This window comes from Peribacillus sp. FSL M8-0224, assembly GCF_038003055.1.
Lineage (GTDB): Bacteria > Bacillota > Bacilli > Bacillales > DSM-1321 > Peribacillus > Peribacillus frigoritolerans.
The window spans coordinates 2,937,338-2,954,772 of the sequence record NZ_JBBOOJ010000001.1 but is presented as its reverse complement, the minus strand read 5'-3'; the positions used below and the strand labels follow the sequence as shown (position 1 = coordinate 2,954,772).

15 protein-coding genes are annotated in these 17,435 nt (G+C 40.8%); 12 read left to right on the top strand and 3 right to left on the bottom strand.

Translation table 11 applies throughout. From position 1 onward, the window contains the following. Positions 1-197 precede the first annotated feature (197 nt). From MKX49_RS14055 to MKX49_RS14030, 6 genes are all read left to right on the top strand, one after another. Positions 198-1,727, top strand: coding sequence for a 4-hydroxyphenylacetate 3-hydroxylase family protein (locus MKX49_RS14055; RefSeq protein ID WP_340876819.1), 1,530 nt, complete (start codon positions 198-200; stop codon positions 1,725-1,727). 146 nt (positions 1,728-1,873) lie between these two features. Beyond that, entirely contained in the window at positions 1,874-3,733 is a 1,860-nt protein-coding gene (locus MKX49_RS14050) for a XylR N-terminal domain-containing protein (RefSeq protein ID WP_340876818.1), read from the top strand. 247 nt (positions 3,734-3,980) lie between these two features. Then, on the top strand, positions 3,981-5,273 hold the full coding sequence (asnS, locus tag MKX49_RS14045; RefSeq protein WP_054400296.1) for an asparagine--tRNA ligase: 1,293 nt from the start codon (positions 3,981-3,983) through the stop codon (positions 5,271-5,273). Between the two features lie 114 nt (positions 5,274-5,387). After that, positions 5,388-6,083 (top strand): DnaD domain-containing protein, encoded by a 696-nt coding sequence (locus MKX49_RS14040; RefSeq protein WP_048688355.1) that lies wholly within the window; start codon positions 5,388-5,390, stop codon positions 6,081-6,083. Positions 6,084-6,105: 22 nt separating this feature from the next. Further along, on the top strand, positions 6,106-6,762 hold the full coding sequence (gene nth / locus MKX49_RS14035; RefSeq protein ID WP_063593994.1) for an endonuclease III: 657 nt from the start codon (positions 6,106-6,108) through the stop codon (positions 6,760-6,762). Next, positions 6,759-7,298 (top strand): YpoC family protein, encoded by a 540-nt coding sequence (locus tag MKX49_RS14030; protein ID WP_340876817.1) that lies wholly within the window; start codon positions 6,759-6,761, stop codon positions 7,296-7,298. Before nth ends, MKX49_RS14030 begins: the two co-directional genes overlap by 4 nt. Positions 7,299-7,341: 43 nt before the next feature. Here MKX49_RS14030 and MKX49_RS14025 read toward each other — a convergent pair whose 3' ends face one another. Together MKX49_RS14025 and recU are read right to left on the bottom strand one after the other, a co-directional pair. Further along, complete coding sequence (locus tag MKX49_RS14025) at positions 7,342-10,104, bottom strand: PBP1A family penicillin-binding protein (protein ID WP_340876816.1); 2,763 nt, start codon at positions 10,102-10,104, stop codon at positions 7,342-7,344. A gap of 26 nt (positions 10,105-10,130) precedes the next feature. After that, positions 10,131-10,742: a Holliday junction resolvase RecU gene (recU, locus tag MKX49_RS14020; protein ID WP_034307899.1), complete on the bottom strand. Its 612-nt coding sequence runs from the start codon at positions 10,740-10,742 to the stop codon at positions 10,131-10,133. 141 nt (positions 10,743-10,883) lie between these two features. Between recU and MKX49_RS14015 the strand changes: the two genes are divergently transcribed. The 4 genes from MKX49_RS14015 (at position 10,884) to MKX49_RS14000 (ending at position 13,609) form a co-directional block, all read left to right on the top strand. After that, a complete protein-coding gene (locus tag MKX49_RS14015; protein WP_340876815.1) occupies positions 10,884-11,825 on the top strand; it encodes a DUF2515 family protein in 942 nt (313 codons plus the stop codon). Between the two features lie 355 nt (positions 11,826-12,180). Beyond that, on the top strand, positions 12,181-12,456 hold the full coding sequence (locus MKX49_RS14010; protein WP_048688368.1) for a hypothetical protein: 276 nt from the start codon (positions 12,181-12,183) through the stop codon (positions 12,454-12,456). Between the two features lie 69 nt (positions 12,457-12,525). Next, positions 12,526-12,894, top strand: a complete 369-nt coding sequence (locus tag MKX49_RS14005; protein ID WP_048688372.1) for a YppE family protein — start codon at positions 12,526-12,528, stop codon at positions 12,892-12,894. 76 nt (positions 12,895-12,970) lie between these two features. Beyond that, positions 12,971-13,609 (top strand): YppG family protein, encoded by a 639-nt coding sequence (locus MKX49_RS14000; RefSeq protein ID WP_340876813.1) that lies wholly within the window; start codon positions 12,971-12,973, stop codon positions 13,607-13,609. 70 nt (positions 13,610-13,679) lie between these two features. Here the strand turns inward: MKX49_RS14000 and MKX49_RS13995 are convergent, their stop codons facing one another. Beyond that, a complete protein-coding gene (locus MKX49_RS13995; protein ID WP_340876812.1) occupies positions 13,680-14,132 on the bottom strand; it encodes an Hsp20/alpha crystallin family protein in 453 nt (150 codons plus the stop codon). Positions 14,133-14,273: 141 nt separating this feature from the next. On the opposite strand from MKX49_RS13995, the gene MKX49_RS13990 reads away from it, so the two are divergent. Both MKX49_RS13990 and MKX49_RS13985 read left to right on the top strand, forming a co-directional pair. Continuing rightward, positions 14,274-15,035: an alpha/beta fold hydrolase gene (locus MKX49_RS13990; protein ID WP_340876811.1), complete on the top strand. Its 762-nt coding sequence runs from the start codon at positions 14,274-14,276 to the stop codon at positions 15,033-15,035. Positions 15,036-15,158: 123 nt separating this feature from the next. Next, positions 15,159-17,435 (top strand): DEAD/DEAH box helicase, encoded by a 2,277-nt coding sequence (locus tag MKX49_RS13985; protein WP_340876810.1) that lies wholly within the window; start codon positions 15,159-15,161, stop codon positions 17,433-17,435.

Here is a 17,435-nt window from a genome sequence, read left to right as displayed (position 1 = left end):
ACCCCTTGATTTTATAATTAATCATATATGATATCGTATATGATTTTTTGTTTAAGTTCAACATATTTAGATTATTCAGTATAATTAGACAAAAAATGTTAGAAAAAAGATGGGTTTCAACAGAAAAATGCCTGGAACATTTAGTTAGTATGAAGCTAGGAATTCAAATTGAAAGATTGTGAATGGGGGATGTTACGATGATGAATGGCAAAGAGTATTTAGAAAGTTTACGAGATGGACGAACGGTATTCTTGAACGGTGATAGGGTAGATGATGTGACGTCACACCCAGCATATCGCAATTCTGCCAGGTCAATTGCGCAGCTATATGATGCTCTACATGATCCGGATACTGCACGGGTTTTAACGGCTAAGACAGATGAAGGCCATACTACCCATAAGTTCTTCAAGGCCTCAAAGAACGCAACAGAGCTGCTTGAAGCAAGGGATGCCATAGCACAATGGTCAAAGTTGAGCTATGGTTTCATGGGTCGTACCCCTGATTACAAAGCTGCATTTACAGGATCATTGGGACCTTATAGCGATTTTTATAAGGGATTTGAAGATAATGCGAAAAGATGGTATGAAAAAACCACAAGGGACGTTCCCTTCTGTAACCATACAATTATAAATCCGGCAATGGACAGGAATAAACCGCTGCATGAAAATAAAGAGGTATTTGTACGTACCGTGGAAGAGCGGGATGATGGAATAATCGTAAGCGGAGCCAAAATGGTTGGAACTTCTGCAGCACTTACGAATTATAATTTTGTCGCGAATTATTCTCCTGTCGATCTTGGGGAAGGAGATAGGAGCCATGCATTGATTTTCTTTGTGCCGATGAATGCGCCGGGATTAAAAATGATCAGCAGACAGTCTTTTGAAGAAACGGCTGCCAAGACAGGCACTCCTTTCGATTACCCGCTTTCTAGTCGGTTCGACGAAAATGACGCAGTCATCGTCCTTGATCATGTATTCGTGCCATGGGAGAATGTATTCGCCTATAATAATGTGGAAATTGCAAATGGATTTAGATCCAAGACTGGGTGGATGAATCGATATACATTTCATGGCTGCACACGCTATGCGGTGAAATTAGACTTTATGGCTGGGCTTCTGATGAAGGCTACGGAAATGGCAGGAACGAATCAATTCAGGGGAGTTCAAGCCAATATCGGGGAAGTGCTTGCTTACAGGAATATGTTTTGGGCAATCTCGACAGCGATGGCTACAGATCCGATGGAAGGGCCGAATGGCACTGTTCTCCCCAATAGCACATATGCAACTGCTTATAGGGTGTTCGCACCTATGGTTTGGACGAAGGTGAAACAGATATTTGAACAGGTTGTAGCAGGTAATCTCATTCAACTCCCATCAAGCTCCAAGGATTTTTTAAACCCTGAGGTCCGTCCATATCTCGATAAATATTATAAGGGTTCAGGTGCGGTTTCGGCAGTGGAAAGGGTAAAACTGATGAAACTTATCTGGGATTCCATCGGAACGGAATTTGGCGGCAGAAATGAGTTATATGAAATCAATTATGCGGGTAACCATGAAAATATTAGGCTTGAAACCATGAAAATGGCTGATTTAAATGGACAATCGGATAAATTCAAAGCTTTTGTGGACTTGGCAATGGACGATTATGACCTTCATGGCTGGACAAATGATAAGTGGATAAATGAAGATGAAGACATTAATGATTTGATTCAGCTCCGAATGAATTAAACTGTTTAAGAAAACGTGTAAAGAATGGTATGTATCGACTCCCACCGGTTTTTCCCCACGGCATGATATGAATGCGTTTACATTTATCTTGATAGGTAAGGTGTGGAAAAAGTATAATATTATGTAAAAGGAAAGCCGGGGGAATCATGACGAATCTTTTGAATCTTAAGAATGATGATGGTGAAATTCATTTAAATGATGAGAGGATGATCCTGACCTCCTCTTCAATTTTCGGTACCTTAAGAAAGGACCTGATCGAGAATATTGGATTTGAAAGAATGAAGTCTTTTTTAATACGATATGGCTGGAATATTGGCGTCAATGATGCTAAAAAAGCACTAAAAGGGAATTTGTCAACGGTTAAGGAGATACTGAGGCAAGGCCCCATATTACATATGATGCAAGGCTATACAAAAGTCAATACGACGAAACTGGAATTATCGATGGATGGTCATGCGGATGTACACTCTGTAAATGTGGAAGGGGTTTGGGTCAATTCCTATGAGGCAGAGGAACATATCACCCAGACTGGAATCGCGGAAAAGCCAGTCTGTTATACATTGACGGGGTATGCAAGTGGATTTTATTCAACGGTCTGCGGTCATGAAGTGATTTTTAAGGAAAGCGACTGTAAGGGAGCAGGGTATTCAGCGTGTAGATACGAAGGTAAATCGATACATTTATGGGGCATGGAGATTCAGGATGAGTTGAAATATTATAAAACCAAACCGATTGTCCAAGAGCTTGCCGTAACATATGAAAAGCTGCTGGAGGAGCGCAATAGTTTGTCAAAAGTGATGGATATTCATAATTTGCTGACAGAAGAGTTAATTAACGGAAGAAGCCTTCAATCGATAGTGAGGATGGTTTATCAGAAAACAAAAATACCTTTGTTGATGGAGAATTTCAATAACAATCAAGTTTATCTTGCTGGTTTTCACAAAGGGAAGGCAGAGGATGTCAGGAATCAGCTTAAACTAATGAGGGAAAATGGACCTGTCACTTTGGAGACCGGAAGAATCGTAAAAGATGGGATGGAACTGCTTTATACTCCCATTACATTACAAAATAAAACTTACGGCTATTGTGCCTTTGTGCAAGCTGATCGAGCTGAAGGTAAAATGAACCTGGAAATCAATCGAATGATTCTTGAGAGGGTGTCCATGACTGGTTCCTTATTCCTCTTAAATGAGAAAAGCAGTTTTGAAGCGCTTGAAAGGGTAAAAGGTTTATTCCTTGAACAAATATTAAATGGAGAGTTTGCTTCTAAAGAAGAAATAATCAAAAATAGTATGTATTTAGACGTTTCATTGGATCATCCTTTCACAATTGCGGTGCTGGGCTATCGTTTTTCCTCCAATCGGGGGACAGAGAATGACTATTTCATTCAGCAGAAAATCATCGAAGAGATTTATAGTTTCTTTAAAAAGCGGAATCAAGTCGTCTTAACAGCATTAAGGGATGGTCATATCGTATTGCTAATACCGCTGAGTCCAGGAAATGAATTCCCATTACGAACCAAGGAATGCATCGATCATTTATATACGGTTTTCAGCGGATATAACTTTAAAGTGGGACTTGGTACAATAAGTGATGAATTGGAACGGGCTCACGAGATTTTTCAAGAAGCTTTAACCGCTTTGAATATGAATGAAGGAACTCGGGATATTATCAAATTCGAAGAAGTCGATCTGCTATCCATTTTAATGCATACTGGGAGTACTCCGGCGGTACTGAAAAAAGCTGAGAAAATGCTGGGTCCTTTATTGATGGAAGATGACCCCAAAATGAAAGAATTATTGAAAACGCTTTACGTATTTCTCCAATGCGGTGGAAATCTTGAATGCAGTATGAAAGAATTGAACATTTCAATGAGTGGTTTACGCTATCGGATCAAAAGACTTGAGGAACTGCTTTCCTGCCAAATAAGAAATCCTAAAAGTGCTTTTCAATTATATGCATCATTTGAAACCCTGTTAAAGGCGAAAATGATTACCATTCGTTAATTTGTTTAGGAAATGGAAAAGTCCATCGATAACATATACCGAGATGATTTTACTGTAATAAGAGCGGGTGTTCGTGAATGGTAAACTACCATGCAATCTAGCGAATACACTAAAAAACATAATAAGAATGATATAAAAGGCATGGAACCCCCGCTTCAATTGATTTATTTGCTTGTAAGCAGGGCTATGGGTATAATAAGTAGAGTAAATTCATTAGTAAGTTAAGTTATTTTTGGAGGTAAATTCCGTGAAAATTACAATAAAAGATGCTAGCAAATTCGTCGATCAAGAAGTAACCATTGGAGGCTGGCTTGCCAGCAAACGTTCCAGTGGGAAAATTGCTTTCCTTCAAATACGTGATGGCTCTGGTTTTATTCAAGGGGTGGTCGTGAAAGCTGAAGTGGGTGAAGAGATTTTCGCTCGTGCGAAATCGGTTTCACAAGAGTCATCCTTGTATGTAACAGGTGTCATTCAAAAGGATGAACGCTCGCCGTTCGGTTTTGAATTACAGGTGAAAGATATTGAAATCATTCATGAATCATTGGATTATCCAATTACACCTAAAGCGCATGGTCCTGAATTTTTAATGGATAACCGCCATTTGTGGCTGCGTTCAAAACGGCAGCATGCAGTCATGAAAATCCGGAATGAAATAATCCGTGCTACATATGAATTCTTTAATGAAGAAGGCTTCGTTAAAGTGGATCCCCCAATTTTAACGGGAAGCGCACCAGAGGGAACGAGTGAATTGTTCGCGACTAAATACTTTGATGAGGATGCTTACCTTTCACAAAGTGGTCAACTCTATATGGAAGCGGCTGCCATGGCACTTGGGAAGGTATTTTCATTTGGTCCAACCTTCAGGGCAGAAAAATCCAAAACAAGACGACACTTAATCGAGTTCTGGATGATTGAACCAGAAATGGCTTTCATCGAATTTAAAGAAAACCTGGAGGTCCAGGAGAAATTCGTTTCTTCCATCATCCAATCCGTATTGAAAAACTGTGAGCTTGAGTTGAATACACTGGGCCGTGATACATCGAAGCTTGAACAAATCCAAGCTCCTTTCCCGCGCATTACATATGATGAAGCCATTAAGTTCCTTCATGAACAAGGATTTGATGATATTCAATGGGGTGATGATTTTGGAGCTCCGCATGAAACTGCGATAGCGGAAAGTTATGATAAGCCCGTTTTCATAACTCATTACCCAACCAAAATCAAACCTTTCTATATGCAGCCAGATCCTGACAGGGAAGAAGTCGTTCTTTGTGCCGATTTGATCGCTCCGGAAGGATATGGAGAAATAATTGGCGGTTCAGAACGGATTCATGATCAGGAATTGCTTGAACAGAGAATCAATGAGCATGGCTTGAGCGAAGATGCTTACAAATGGTATATGGAATTAAGAAAATATGGCTCTGTGCCGCATTCAGGCTTCGGTTTGGGATTGGAACGCACCGTGGCATGGATCAGTGGAGTCGAGCATGTCCGTGAAACCATCCCGTTCCCACGTCTATTAAATCGATTATATCCTTGATTCCGTAGTGAAGCGGTTATCTTGCCTATTGGCAGATAACCGTTTTTTGTTAAAATTATAAACTTATTCGATGAGCCGTATTCATGTTATACTAAACCAGAGGTGTCCAAAAACATGAATAAAGAACATTTATATGCGTGGTTTAAGGAAGGAACGATAACGATTCCATCCTTTTTGTTGACTAACTATAGTACAATGGGACTGAATGAACAAGAAATGGTCCTTTTATTACAATTGCAAAGCTTCATCGATAAAGGTAATCATTTCCCTGCACCATCCCAACTTTCTGACCGAATGACATTGCAGGAAACGGAATGTCTATTCATGATCCAGCGTTTGGTCCAAAGGGGATTTGTTGAAATGGTGGTTGAGGGGAGCCAAGAAATCGGACAGGAAAAATATTCGTTGTCTCCACTGTATGAAAAAATGATGGACTGTTTCTTGAAAACTTTGAAACAGGCAGAGTCTGCAGAAATCCAAAAAGCGGGGGAGAGCCTTTATACGATTTTTGAACAGGAGTTCGGCCGCCCTTTATCTCCCTTTGAATGTGAGACATTGGCAATGTGGATGGAGGATGACCATCAACCTGAAATCATTAAGTCAGCTCTGAGGGAGTCTGTCATTTCCGGAAAATTGAATTTCCGATACATTGATCGAATTTTATTCGAGTGGAAAAAGAATGGAATTAAAACCTTGGAACAGGCAAGGGAGCAAGGACAAAAATTTAGAGTTCATCAAAAGAGGGACCGAAAAACGGAAACTGCACAACCATTGAAAGATGTGCCTTTCTATAACTGGCTCGAGCAGTAATGTAAATTGAAGGAGAACCAATATGTTGAATAAAGCTCAAATTCGATATTGTCTGGATACAATGGGTGAAATGTTTCCGGATGCCCATTGTGAGCTGAATCACTCCAATCCATTTGAATTGGTGGTTGCTGTTGCCCTGTCAGCTCAGTGTACGGATGTATTAGTCAATAAAGTGACGAAGGATTTATTTCAGAAATATAAAACGCCTGAGGATTACATAAGCGTTCCGATTGAAGAGTTGGAAAATGACATTCGCTCAATCGGTTTGTTTCGTAACAAGGCTAAGAATATACAAAAGCTGTCGCGCATGCTGATCGAAGAATACGGTAAGGAAGTTCCGAGAGACCGTGATGAGCTTGTTAAATTGCCTGGCGTTGGCAGAAAGACTGCGAATGTAGTCGTTTCCGTTGCTTTTGATGTGCCGGCGATCGCTGTGGATACCCATGTAGAGCGTGTTTCCAAGCGCCTGGGATTATGCCGTTGGAAGGATAGTGTCCTCGACGTTGAGAAAACGTTGATGGCTAAGATACCAAAGGATGAGTGGTCCGTTACGCATCACCGCCTGATATTCTTTGGACGCTATCATTGCAAGGCCCAGTCACCAAGATGTGAAACCTGCCCGCTTCTAGAATTATGCCGTGAAGGAAAAAAAAGAATGAAAAGGAAAGAAGCCAATTGACGCAGTCCATATCATTAAAAGTCCCTGAAGAATTGGTCCATCATTTGTTTTTTCCTGAAAAGGAAACCATCTTGGAAAAAGAACGATATGCAGGTTGGAGTGAAACGGTTCCATTCGAGTCTTTCCCATACGAGTTACTTTATTATAATAATGTAGAAGCGTATGCTCCTTGGACGAAGGGGGCAATGCATGTAAAGGAACTGCTGGAGAGATGGAAGGGAATTGATTCGGAATGCAGTTTGCTATTTTCTGAGCGAAAATCGGGACAGACCTTGGGACTCATGAAGCAGGGGATCGGTTTATTTTTAACAGCAGTCTTCTGGATGCATGGGCAGCCAGTGGCATTGAATGATATCCGGTTCCAAATGCAATCCTTTAACAATATTCCGGTGAACATGGATGAAAGGCTTTCTTTCATCCTTGCTAGACCCGCTTTTTTTCATTCTTATAGACAGCTCAGTGAGTTGTTCCGAGAATTTGAAAAACAATATGTAAAGTTCATGATCAAAAATAAGAACAGCCAAAAAAACGTCTAAGCCAAAAGCTTAGACGTTTTTTTAGGTCAATCTTCATATATATTTATTCGGTATCTTGGTTTGGATCTGGGTCCGGATTAGGATCGGGATCAGGGGTCTCGACTGGTTTTTCCTCTTCTACCGTTCCAGGGTCAGTGGTATCATCCCCGCCCTCGACATCCTCTCCATTATTGCCATTTCCGTCATCCGTGTTGTTGCCATTACCATTATTATCATTGTTGCCATTACCATTACCATTATTATCATTTTTGCCATTGTCATTATTGTCGTTATTGCCATTATTGTTGTTATTATCGTTATTGCCGTTTTCGCCATTGTTATTTTTGTCTTCGTCTTGTTTATCTTCTTCGCCTTCAGCAGGAGTTTCTTGTTCCGTATCCTCACCTTCGGCCGGATCTTCAATCTCCTCGTCCTCAGTATCCTCAGGGACTGCCGCTTCAGCAGGTATTTTGACAGATGTACTCGCAGGATCACTTTGTTGGTTATCCACTAGAGCTACCACTGAGAAAGTATATTTACTTCCAGGGGTTGGATTAGGGATCGTTAAACTAGTATCCTTCGATTTTTTCAATACGCTCTGTGCGCCGCCATCAACGGACATCTTAACCTCGAATTGGGTATTCCCATTACCTTTAGGATATGACCATGATAAATTGATTTCATTGCTTTCCTGGTTGTAAGAAGCGCTAATGCCAGGTGAGTCGATTTTTTCATATTCTGTCGTCACCTGTGTTGGCTCGTGACCTTTAACATAATATTCATAAGTGATTTTACTGCTTGGTGTATATTCATTGGCTTTAACTGCTGGATTCGAACCTTTGATGACTCCAACCTTCACAACACTGTCAGGTTGATCAAAGTCTTTCGTTTCTTTTGATTGAGCCATATGTTCCATTAAATTCTTAAAGATGGATTTAGGGATTCTTTGAGATGATTCACCCAGATATTCCATTTGCTCACCAGATGCATTATCATAACCAGCCCAAACTGCGACTGTATAATTGGTTGTATAACCTGCCATCCAGCTATCTTTTACACCGGAAGATGGGATGTTGTTCGCTGCACGCTGCTCAGGTGTGAAATTGGTTGACCCCGTTTTACCGGCTACCGGGAGGCTAGGGATATTGGCTAACCTTCCTGTTCCATAAGGTTCTTTCATGACGCTTTTCAACATGTCCGTCACGATGAAAGCTGTAGAATCTTTCATGACCGGTTTTGAATCCGTCTTGTTTTTGATGGTTGTTTTATCACGTAAAACAATCTTTTTCACACTATGCGGTTCATTATAAATACCATTGTTTCCGAATGAACTGTATGCACCGGCAAGTTCAAGTGTAGAAACATCCTTACCGCCGCCCAATGCTGCCGATTCGGTAATTTCCTTGTCGAAAGGAATCCCAAGATCAGTGGCAAAATCACGTGCCCGGTCCAAGCCGACTGCCTGAAGCGTTTTTAAGGCAGGAATATTTAATGACCGTGCCAGTGCTTCACGAGTCGTTACAGTACCATAATGTCGTCCGGAAGCATTTTTAAGCGGTGTTCCATCACTGTAAGTGTATTCCTCATCCTTGATTTGGTGGTAGGTGGACCAATTTAAATATTCCACGGCAGGACCATAATCCAGAATCGGCTTAATGGTCGAACCAGGTGATCGCTTGGCATCCGTTGCATAATTCCAGCCGCGTTTAACTGTCGTGTTCCTGCCGCCGCCCACTGCTTTAATTTCACCAGTTTCTGTATCGAGTAATGTGACTCCTGCTTGGAGATCTTTACTTGGATAATTGATGATTTCATCACTGTTCAACATGTTATAAACATATTCCTGGGCATCTTTATCAATGGTCGTTTGGATTTCCAAACCATCGGTAAAGACGTTATAGTCACCCATATCCCCGACTTCCTCAATTACCAAATCGATGAATGCATCGTATGCGGTCGTATCGATTTGGCTCTTATCGATTTCTTGAAGTCCTTCTGTTATATCGATGCTTTGTGCATTTTTCATTTCCGTTTCGGTGATATATCCATGTTTGTTCATTAAGTGCAGGACAATATCACGGCGTTCTTTCGCACGTTCAGGGTATTTATACGGGTCATACCTGCTTGGGCTTTGCGGTAATCCTACAAGCATGGCCGCTTCGTTCAATTTCAATTCGTTAAGATCTTTTCCATAATAAGTTTGCGATGCAGTTAAGATCCCGTTGGCACGGTTTGCAAAGAAAATCTTATTCACATACATTTCGAAAATTTCTTCTTTTGTATACTTTCTTTCAAGCTGTATGGATAGCCACATTTCCTGGACTTTCCTTTTAATGGTCTTATCAGGCGTTAAATAAGAACGCTTGATGACCTGCTGGGTCAATGTACTTGCACCCTCTGAGCCGAATCCATTTTTGAAGTTGGCTATGACGGCACTGCCCAGACGTAAGAAATCGACCCCGTGATGCTCATAAAAGCGGGAATCTTCCGTTGCCAGGAAAGCTTCTTCGACAAGATCGGGTATGTCTTCATAATTTACATAATCCCGGTTTTCCTTTCCGATTTCAGCAAGTAATTTACCATTTTCATCGAGAATCTTGGATGTGACCGGATCTTTCAAAAGCTTTTCGTCAAGTTCTGGAGCGTCGCTTATAAAGTAAGCCATTGCAGCTCCTCCGGCAACCAGGCCTATTATTCCGATTGTTACAAGTATAAGGAAAATCCGCTTAAGCATATTGGTTGGCTTTTGAGGACTTTTATTCTGTCCCTTTTTTTGTGTCTGCCCCTGCTTTCGGCGTTCTTCTCTAGTATTATATTTTTCAGCCATTACAGCTAACCTGCCTTTCTAAAAAACTAAAAATTTTCTGAGATGAGCGAATCTACTACTTTAATATAGTCAATTCTCGGTTGAAAGCCAAGAGTAATCTTTCGTGAACTGCTTTCAACCTCTTGAAGAGTTATAGATTTGCGTCCGCCTTCTTTCATTCTCTTCCAATAAAAACTCAGTTGTTCGGAACTCATTAAATATATATCATCCATTGCGGAAAACCGGATGATGACAAACGCAATTCCGTCATGCTGAACGATATGCTTCATATGTTCAATTTGATGGTCATGAAAATTCTTTAGCGGGAAGGAACTGCTGTTTTTCGTTTCCTTTGCCTCAAAATCAATGTACTTTCCTTTATAAACACCATTATAATCGGTGGTCGATGCTTGTTTGAAATAAGCTTCTTTAATGACTGCAGCACTTCTTTTCGGATAGTGGACATCGACAATTTGTATGGGTGTCGGTTTTTTATGGATGACGGCAATGCCGTGTGCTAAATAATACTGATTGGTTTCGTTCAAATCGTCTTCCAATGTTTTTCCCCGGTTGCTGTAACTGATTTTTTTTAGTGGACTTTTCTTTTCTTCCATAGCCTGCGGTACAAATCTTCGTCCGTTGGGATAATGAAATGCCACTTTTACCCCTCCTTTTTTTCACTTATCTATATTAGCAAAAAAAGAATCCAAAATGTGAATAAAAAGAATTGTTTCTTAGAACGATAGGATTTATGTACAACTATATGTCACAATTCATCGCTATAGAAAGGCTAGATGCGAATGTTAAAGACGGAAAAGCAGTTGCTCCAATCCATAAAAGCCCAAACTGTAAAAGGGAATAGGGATAATATATCAAGAACGAAAGCATATGAACAATTTTTTAGAATCCATCCAGAAATACAATGGTCATTTTTAGCCGGGATGGTTTCCAGGAATGCAGGCTGGAATATGTGTGATCTTGAAGGGATTTGGTTTTCCAATTTACTTGGCCTTAAATACAGGCGTCAATTATTCCTAACGTATGAAGAAGCCAACTGGAGAATATTCCAAGATGCATATCCGCAATTACTTCTCTATCATTATTCGACGAAATATGGACGTCCATTGTTTCACTTATGTCAGTATTTTTTTATTACCAAATTCATGAAGAACGAATGGTATTCCTTTTGGAAACATGGAAATCGTGAAAAATTAGTCACTGCGCTTATCATAAATGAACAAAACATCATTGAAGAACCGGTTATTAAAAAGCAATCCTTCGTTTTTCATTCTCTGCTATTTTTCCTGCAGGACTGGATGCATTTTAGCACCGTTCTATTTCCTACTTGCAATGGAGAACTGTATGGCTCGTCCGTTTCGCATTTTAGAAATATCGATAAAAGGATTGAATTGGGGAAAAGGTTGGCTGGGCTTTTATTTTCTGAAGGTTTATTTCCACTATTTTATGAATTCTCCTGCAGGACTGAACCAACGGGTTCCAGATATGATTATGAACAATATCGAAAAAAGCCTAGGTACCATGAAACCCCGATGCTGAGAGGAGTATATCCATTGATTCATCATCAAGCAGGGGAGACAGAGCAATGGGATATGAAAAAAAAGGTTAAAAAAAAATGGTTCATTGAACCCAAATGGGAAGAAGACCCGCATTTGACGGAATGGTATGATCATAAACAAAAACAGCTGCACACGGCAGCAATAATCAAAAATTGGATTTTATAATAGGAAACAGGGAAGGCGTCGATGAAGCCTTCCCTGTTTATCGTTCAGTATTTATTACTTACGTAGAGGGGCGGTTTTCTCCACTAAGCTTCGGGTTTCCCGTTCCTGCCTTTTTGGTGGGCGGCTTTTGTCGTTTTTCGTTTTTCTGCTGTCTGCTTTCATTCGACTGCATAAAATCACCTCCTGTCTGTATTCTTGTTTAAAACTTCATTCTTCATTCTGCCATTGTTGTCGAAGGGCATAATAAATTAAGTGAATTGCACTTTCTTTGCCGATTCGCTTCTAGTTTTGTCAGTCATGAAGGGCTTTCAGATAAAAAAAAGAATAGTACAGGTAAAGAATGGGAGGGATCAGCATGGTCAATAAAAGTGTCGCAACAGAAGAGATATTAAGGATGATAGCTGAGATCAGTACCAGCCTGGATCGTTTGGAAATTTCATATGGGGAAACTGTAAATACAGTGCGGTGTAAACTATGGGCGGAACAATATACATTAGTTAATGAAGCCCAGGAAGCCATTGAGAAAGCCGAGGATTATTGGGTGAATGCTGAAGGTGTGAACCACTCCTTTTCCATTGTTCCGGAAAAAACAATTATAAAACACAAGGTTTTCACTGAATTGCACGTATAATCCGCAGGATTTTCATTTTATGAAGAACTGGATTATACTAAGGGAAACAAATGTACGGAGGAATATATTGTGCAAAAAGAAAAACTGCAGCTATTAACAGAACAATTGATTAAATATACGGACCAGGCAGATGATATTTATGAGGGTGTACGCCTGGAAGGAAAGGAAAAGGATTTCTTTTCGGAAGTAAAGCCGTTTGCAGATCAGGTCATGACCGTATGCATCGAATGGGAAACCGGAATGAAGGAGTGGATGAAAGAAACCGAATTTAGGCATCTTTTCCCCGAGCAAATCGAACAAACCGCCCATAACCTTTCTGATGTGGCCGTTCAGGCATTTTTTCCTAAAACAAGTTATAAGCGATTTAAAAGCCATGTCCAGTCGATCGAATTCATCCTTAATAATGTAAAAACGGAAATCGATCGGATTTTATCATAAAAACACCTACACTTTATTCCTTCTTTTTTCATATATTATCAGAACCATGTAATGAAAAAGAGGAGGGCTCATTGACATGATGAGATCCGGTTATAACCAAATCTCCCCAAATCAAGGACAGTTTCCTCAATCAATGCCGGAAAATTGGGGAGGATACCAACAGCCAATGCCGTATCCTCCGCCAAATGATCATAATCTTGAACAACCATTTATGTATCCATATCATCACCAGGATACAGGGGGCTATGTGACGCCATATCATGATCCTTTTCAGCAGGCAGCATATCACCCATTTCAACCAGTCCCGCAGCAGGCGATGCCTGTGGGAGCTTATCCGGGCAACAGTGTTATGCAGCCAATGGCACAAATGCAGCCAATGGCACAAATGCAGCCAATGGCACAAATGCAGCCAATAACACAAATGCAGCCAATTCAGTCCAATCTTCATCCGCAAGCTTTTAGTCCGTTCGCAAATCCGTTACAGCCAGCTAAAAGACCTCCGCAAAGTCAGCAGCAGGCTCATAATCCATATCCAAAGCAGCAGTTCATGCAAAAACCCCAGCCATCGGGTTTCAAATCGGTCATGAATCAATTTAAAACACAAGATGGCTCCATGGATATAACGAAGATGATGAATACAGCTGGACAAATGATGAATACAGTTTCCCAAGTATCTTCAATGGTCAAAGGAGTAGGGGGCTTCTTCAAGGCATAGATGGTGAATAAAAGAAAAAAGCAGACTTACAAGTGACCAGCCACTTTTTTAAGTCTGCTTTTATTCATGCCTAATGGATTTCAATCCGATTCCCCCTGATTTTGGGTAGGTGAAGCGTGAGGATGCCATCGCGATGTCGAGCGGTCACATTTGCTTCATCAATCGGTTTTGGAAAGGAAATGGTTCTTGAAAAAGTACCGGCTGAAACTTCCTTTTGGAACAATCCTTGATTTTTATGCTTTCTATCTACATGCTTTGCAGATATGGTTACGGCATGGGCCAGTACATCAATTGATATTTGGCTGCGTGGAATTCCGGGCAAGGTGGCAGTAAGGGTATATTCTGAATGCGTTTCGTGAATATCAACCGGAAAGCTGCGTTCTTTCGCCGAACCGAAGAAATCGTCAAGAGATTTCAACATGCCTTTAGGAGGCCTTTCGGAAAACAGCCGATCCATTTTGTTAATGAAATGGGAAAAGGGTTCTATTCGATTCCGATTATTTTTTTTTTCAGAAGAGGTCATCACGGTGCTCCTTTCTAAAAAATTCCTTTGCCTATAAGCTATGTGAGGAATGAAGAAATGTGAATGGACTGTTGGGTTTCAGATTCAGATCCAAAGGGAATAACGGTACTGAATGATTAATAAAGGAAATGAGGGGTTAATATGACAGATAGCAAGCTTTCCTACATAGATACCGGGAAAGGAAAGGAAACATTGTTGTTTATCCATGGATTTTGCGGAAGCCATGAATATTGGAGTGACATCATTGCTGGATTAAAGGAAGAATATCGGGTAATTGCCGTTGATTTACGGGGACATGGTGCAAGTGAGGAATTAGGGGAATCTTTCTCGATTGAAGATATGGCTGCTGATATTGCATCATTTTTGGAAGAACTGGAAATCGGACAGGTATATATGTTTGGTCATTCGCTAGGGGGATATATCACCTTGGCATTCGCAGAAAGGTTTCCTGGGAAATTGTCTGGTTTTTCATTGGTACATTCCACCGCTTTCCCGGATGATGAGACTGGTAAGGCGGGACGCTTAAAATCAGTCGAGAAAATCGAAAGTGAGGGAATCCCTGCTTTCATTGACGGACTTATACCAAAGCTTTTCGCTAATTCCGAAGATCCCAATATTGACCATACAAAGGAAATCGGATATAAAACAAGTGAAATGGGTGCAATAGGGTCTTTACATGCCATGAGGAACAGAATAGACAGAAATCATGTTCTCAAAGATACGAAGTTGCCTGTCCTTTTGGTTGCAGGTGAACAGGATAAGGTGATTCCCGTTGAAAAAACCTTTTCAGTAAAAGGGAGCCATATCAATGAAGTAATACTTAAGGGCAGCGGCCATATGGGAATGTTGGAAGCTCCAGGCAGACTAATCGAAGAAATCATTCGCTTTGTCGAGAAAAATTAAATGAAAAAAATGACCGGGCTGGAAACGAGATGTTGACGTTTCCAGCTTTTTTTTTTGAATAGGAAATAGTTTCCCTTTTGCATAGAACGTTCATTCGGTAGAATAGGAGTATGAGGTGGTTAAATGAAACTGCGAAAAAATTTATTAGAAGTCATCAAGGATCTAAAAACAAATGAAGATTTTAAAGATAATATAGTACATTGGCAAGTCATTGAAGCAAAAGAGGCAAAACATGTTCCTTTTCCCGATGCAATGAATGATAAGATCAAGCATGCTCTTGAAATACGGGGAATAAATGGGTTGTATACCCATCAGGCATCTGCATTTGATGCTGCTGTCAGCGGCAATAGCCTTGTAGCGGTCACACCTACAGCTTCTGGTAAAACATTATGCTATAATTTGCCGGTCCTTCAAAAAATACTGGAAGATGAAAAAACCAGGGCGCTTTATATTTTTCCGACAAAAGCACTGAGCTATGATCAAAAAAGCGAATTGAATGAAATGATCCATGAAATGGATGCTGAAATAAATAGTTATACATACGACGGGGACACACCTTCAAATATCAGGCAAAAAATCCGCCAGGCCGGACATATCGTGATCACCAATCCTGATATGCTCCATTCAGGAATCCTGCCCCATCATACGAAGTGGGTCTCTTTATTTGAAAACTTGAAGTATGTGGTCATCGATGAACTTCATATTTACCGCGGCGTTTTCGGAAGTCATACAGCCAACGTCATTAGAAGGTTAAAAAGGATTTGCAATTTTTATGGAAGTGACCCTGTATTCATCTGTACTTCCGCAACGATCAATAACCCAAAAGAGTTAGCAGAAGAGCTTACGGAAAAACAAATGGTCCTTATCGATAATAACGGAGCCCCGAGTGGGAAAAAGCATTTTGTGTTTTACAATCCCCCAATAGTCAATAAACCGCTGAACATACGCAGGAGTGCGGTTTTGGAAGTCAGGAAGCTGGCAAATGAATTTTTGAAAAATAAAATTCAAACCATCGTTTTTGCGCGAAGCAGGGTTCGTGTGGAAATTCTATTGACATATTTACAGGAACTTGTGTCAAAGCAATTGGGGCCAAAATCAATCAGGGGCTATCGCGGCGGATATCTGCCAACACAGCGTAGGGAAATTGAACAAGGCCTCAGGGATGGTTCCATTTATGGAGTGGTATCCACAAATGCACTTGAGTTGGGTGTCGATATAGGCCAGCTTCAGGTATGCATAATGACTGGTTACCCGGGATCCATATCGAGTGCCTGGCAACAGGCGGGACGGGCAGGAAGAAGACATGGTGAAGCATTGATCATCATGGTTGGCAGTTCCAGTGCCCTTGATCAATATATCGTACAGCATCCCGATTATTTCTTTACCAGAAATCCAGAAACGGCAAGAATCAATCCGGATAATCTTTTGATCCTGGTTGATCATGTGAAATGTGCAGCATATGAGCTGCCATTTAAAAAAGGCGATACATTTGGGAAAACAGAGATTATGGACGTTCTTGAATTCCTTACAGAAGAAAGGGTCTTGCACTTGAATGGGGACAAATGGCATTGGATGAATGATGCTTTTCCCGCAAGCAATATCAGCCTGCGTTCAGCCGCACAGGAAAATGTCGTGATCATCGACCAAACGAATGCACCGGTTAATCGGGTCATCGGGGAAATGGATACGTTCAGTGCAATGACCCTTCTCCACGATGAAGCCATTTATTTGCACCAGGGAATTCAATTTCAGGTGGAAGAACTTGATTGGGATGAAAAGAAAGCTTATGTACGAGAAGTCAATGTCGACTATTATACGGATGCTAACCTTGCTGTCCAGTTGTCTGTACTGGAAGTCGATAAACAGCGATCTTTCGCTTCCACAGCAGCTGCTTTTGGTGATGTCGCAATCCGGGCAATGCCTACGATCTTCAAGAAAATCAAATTCGAAACTCATGAAAATATTGGGTCAGGACCAATCAGTCTTCCGGAGATGGAGCTGCATACGAGTTCGGCCATGCTTTCCATGGATTCTGATATATTCAATTGGGACGAAAATCGAATAGAACAAGGAATGATAGGAGCCTCCCATGCTCTAAATTACATGATTCCGCTATATGTTATGTGCGATCCGCATGATATCCATGTGTATCCGCAGGTTAAGGCAGCGCATAATGAAAAACCGACCATTTTCATCTATGATAGTTATCCGGGTGGCATAGGGTTAAGTGATAAAGTATATGAAAACTCTGAAGTCATCCTGATGGAAACAATATCAATGATCGAGAATTGCACTTGTGAAAGCGGCTGTCCCTCGTGTATCGGAACGGAATCCGCAACGAAAACAGCCAAGAGTGATGCCAAACAATTATTAGGTCAATTTTGTAAGCAAAAACATTAA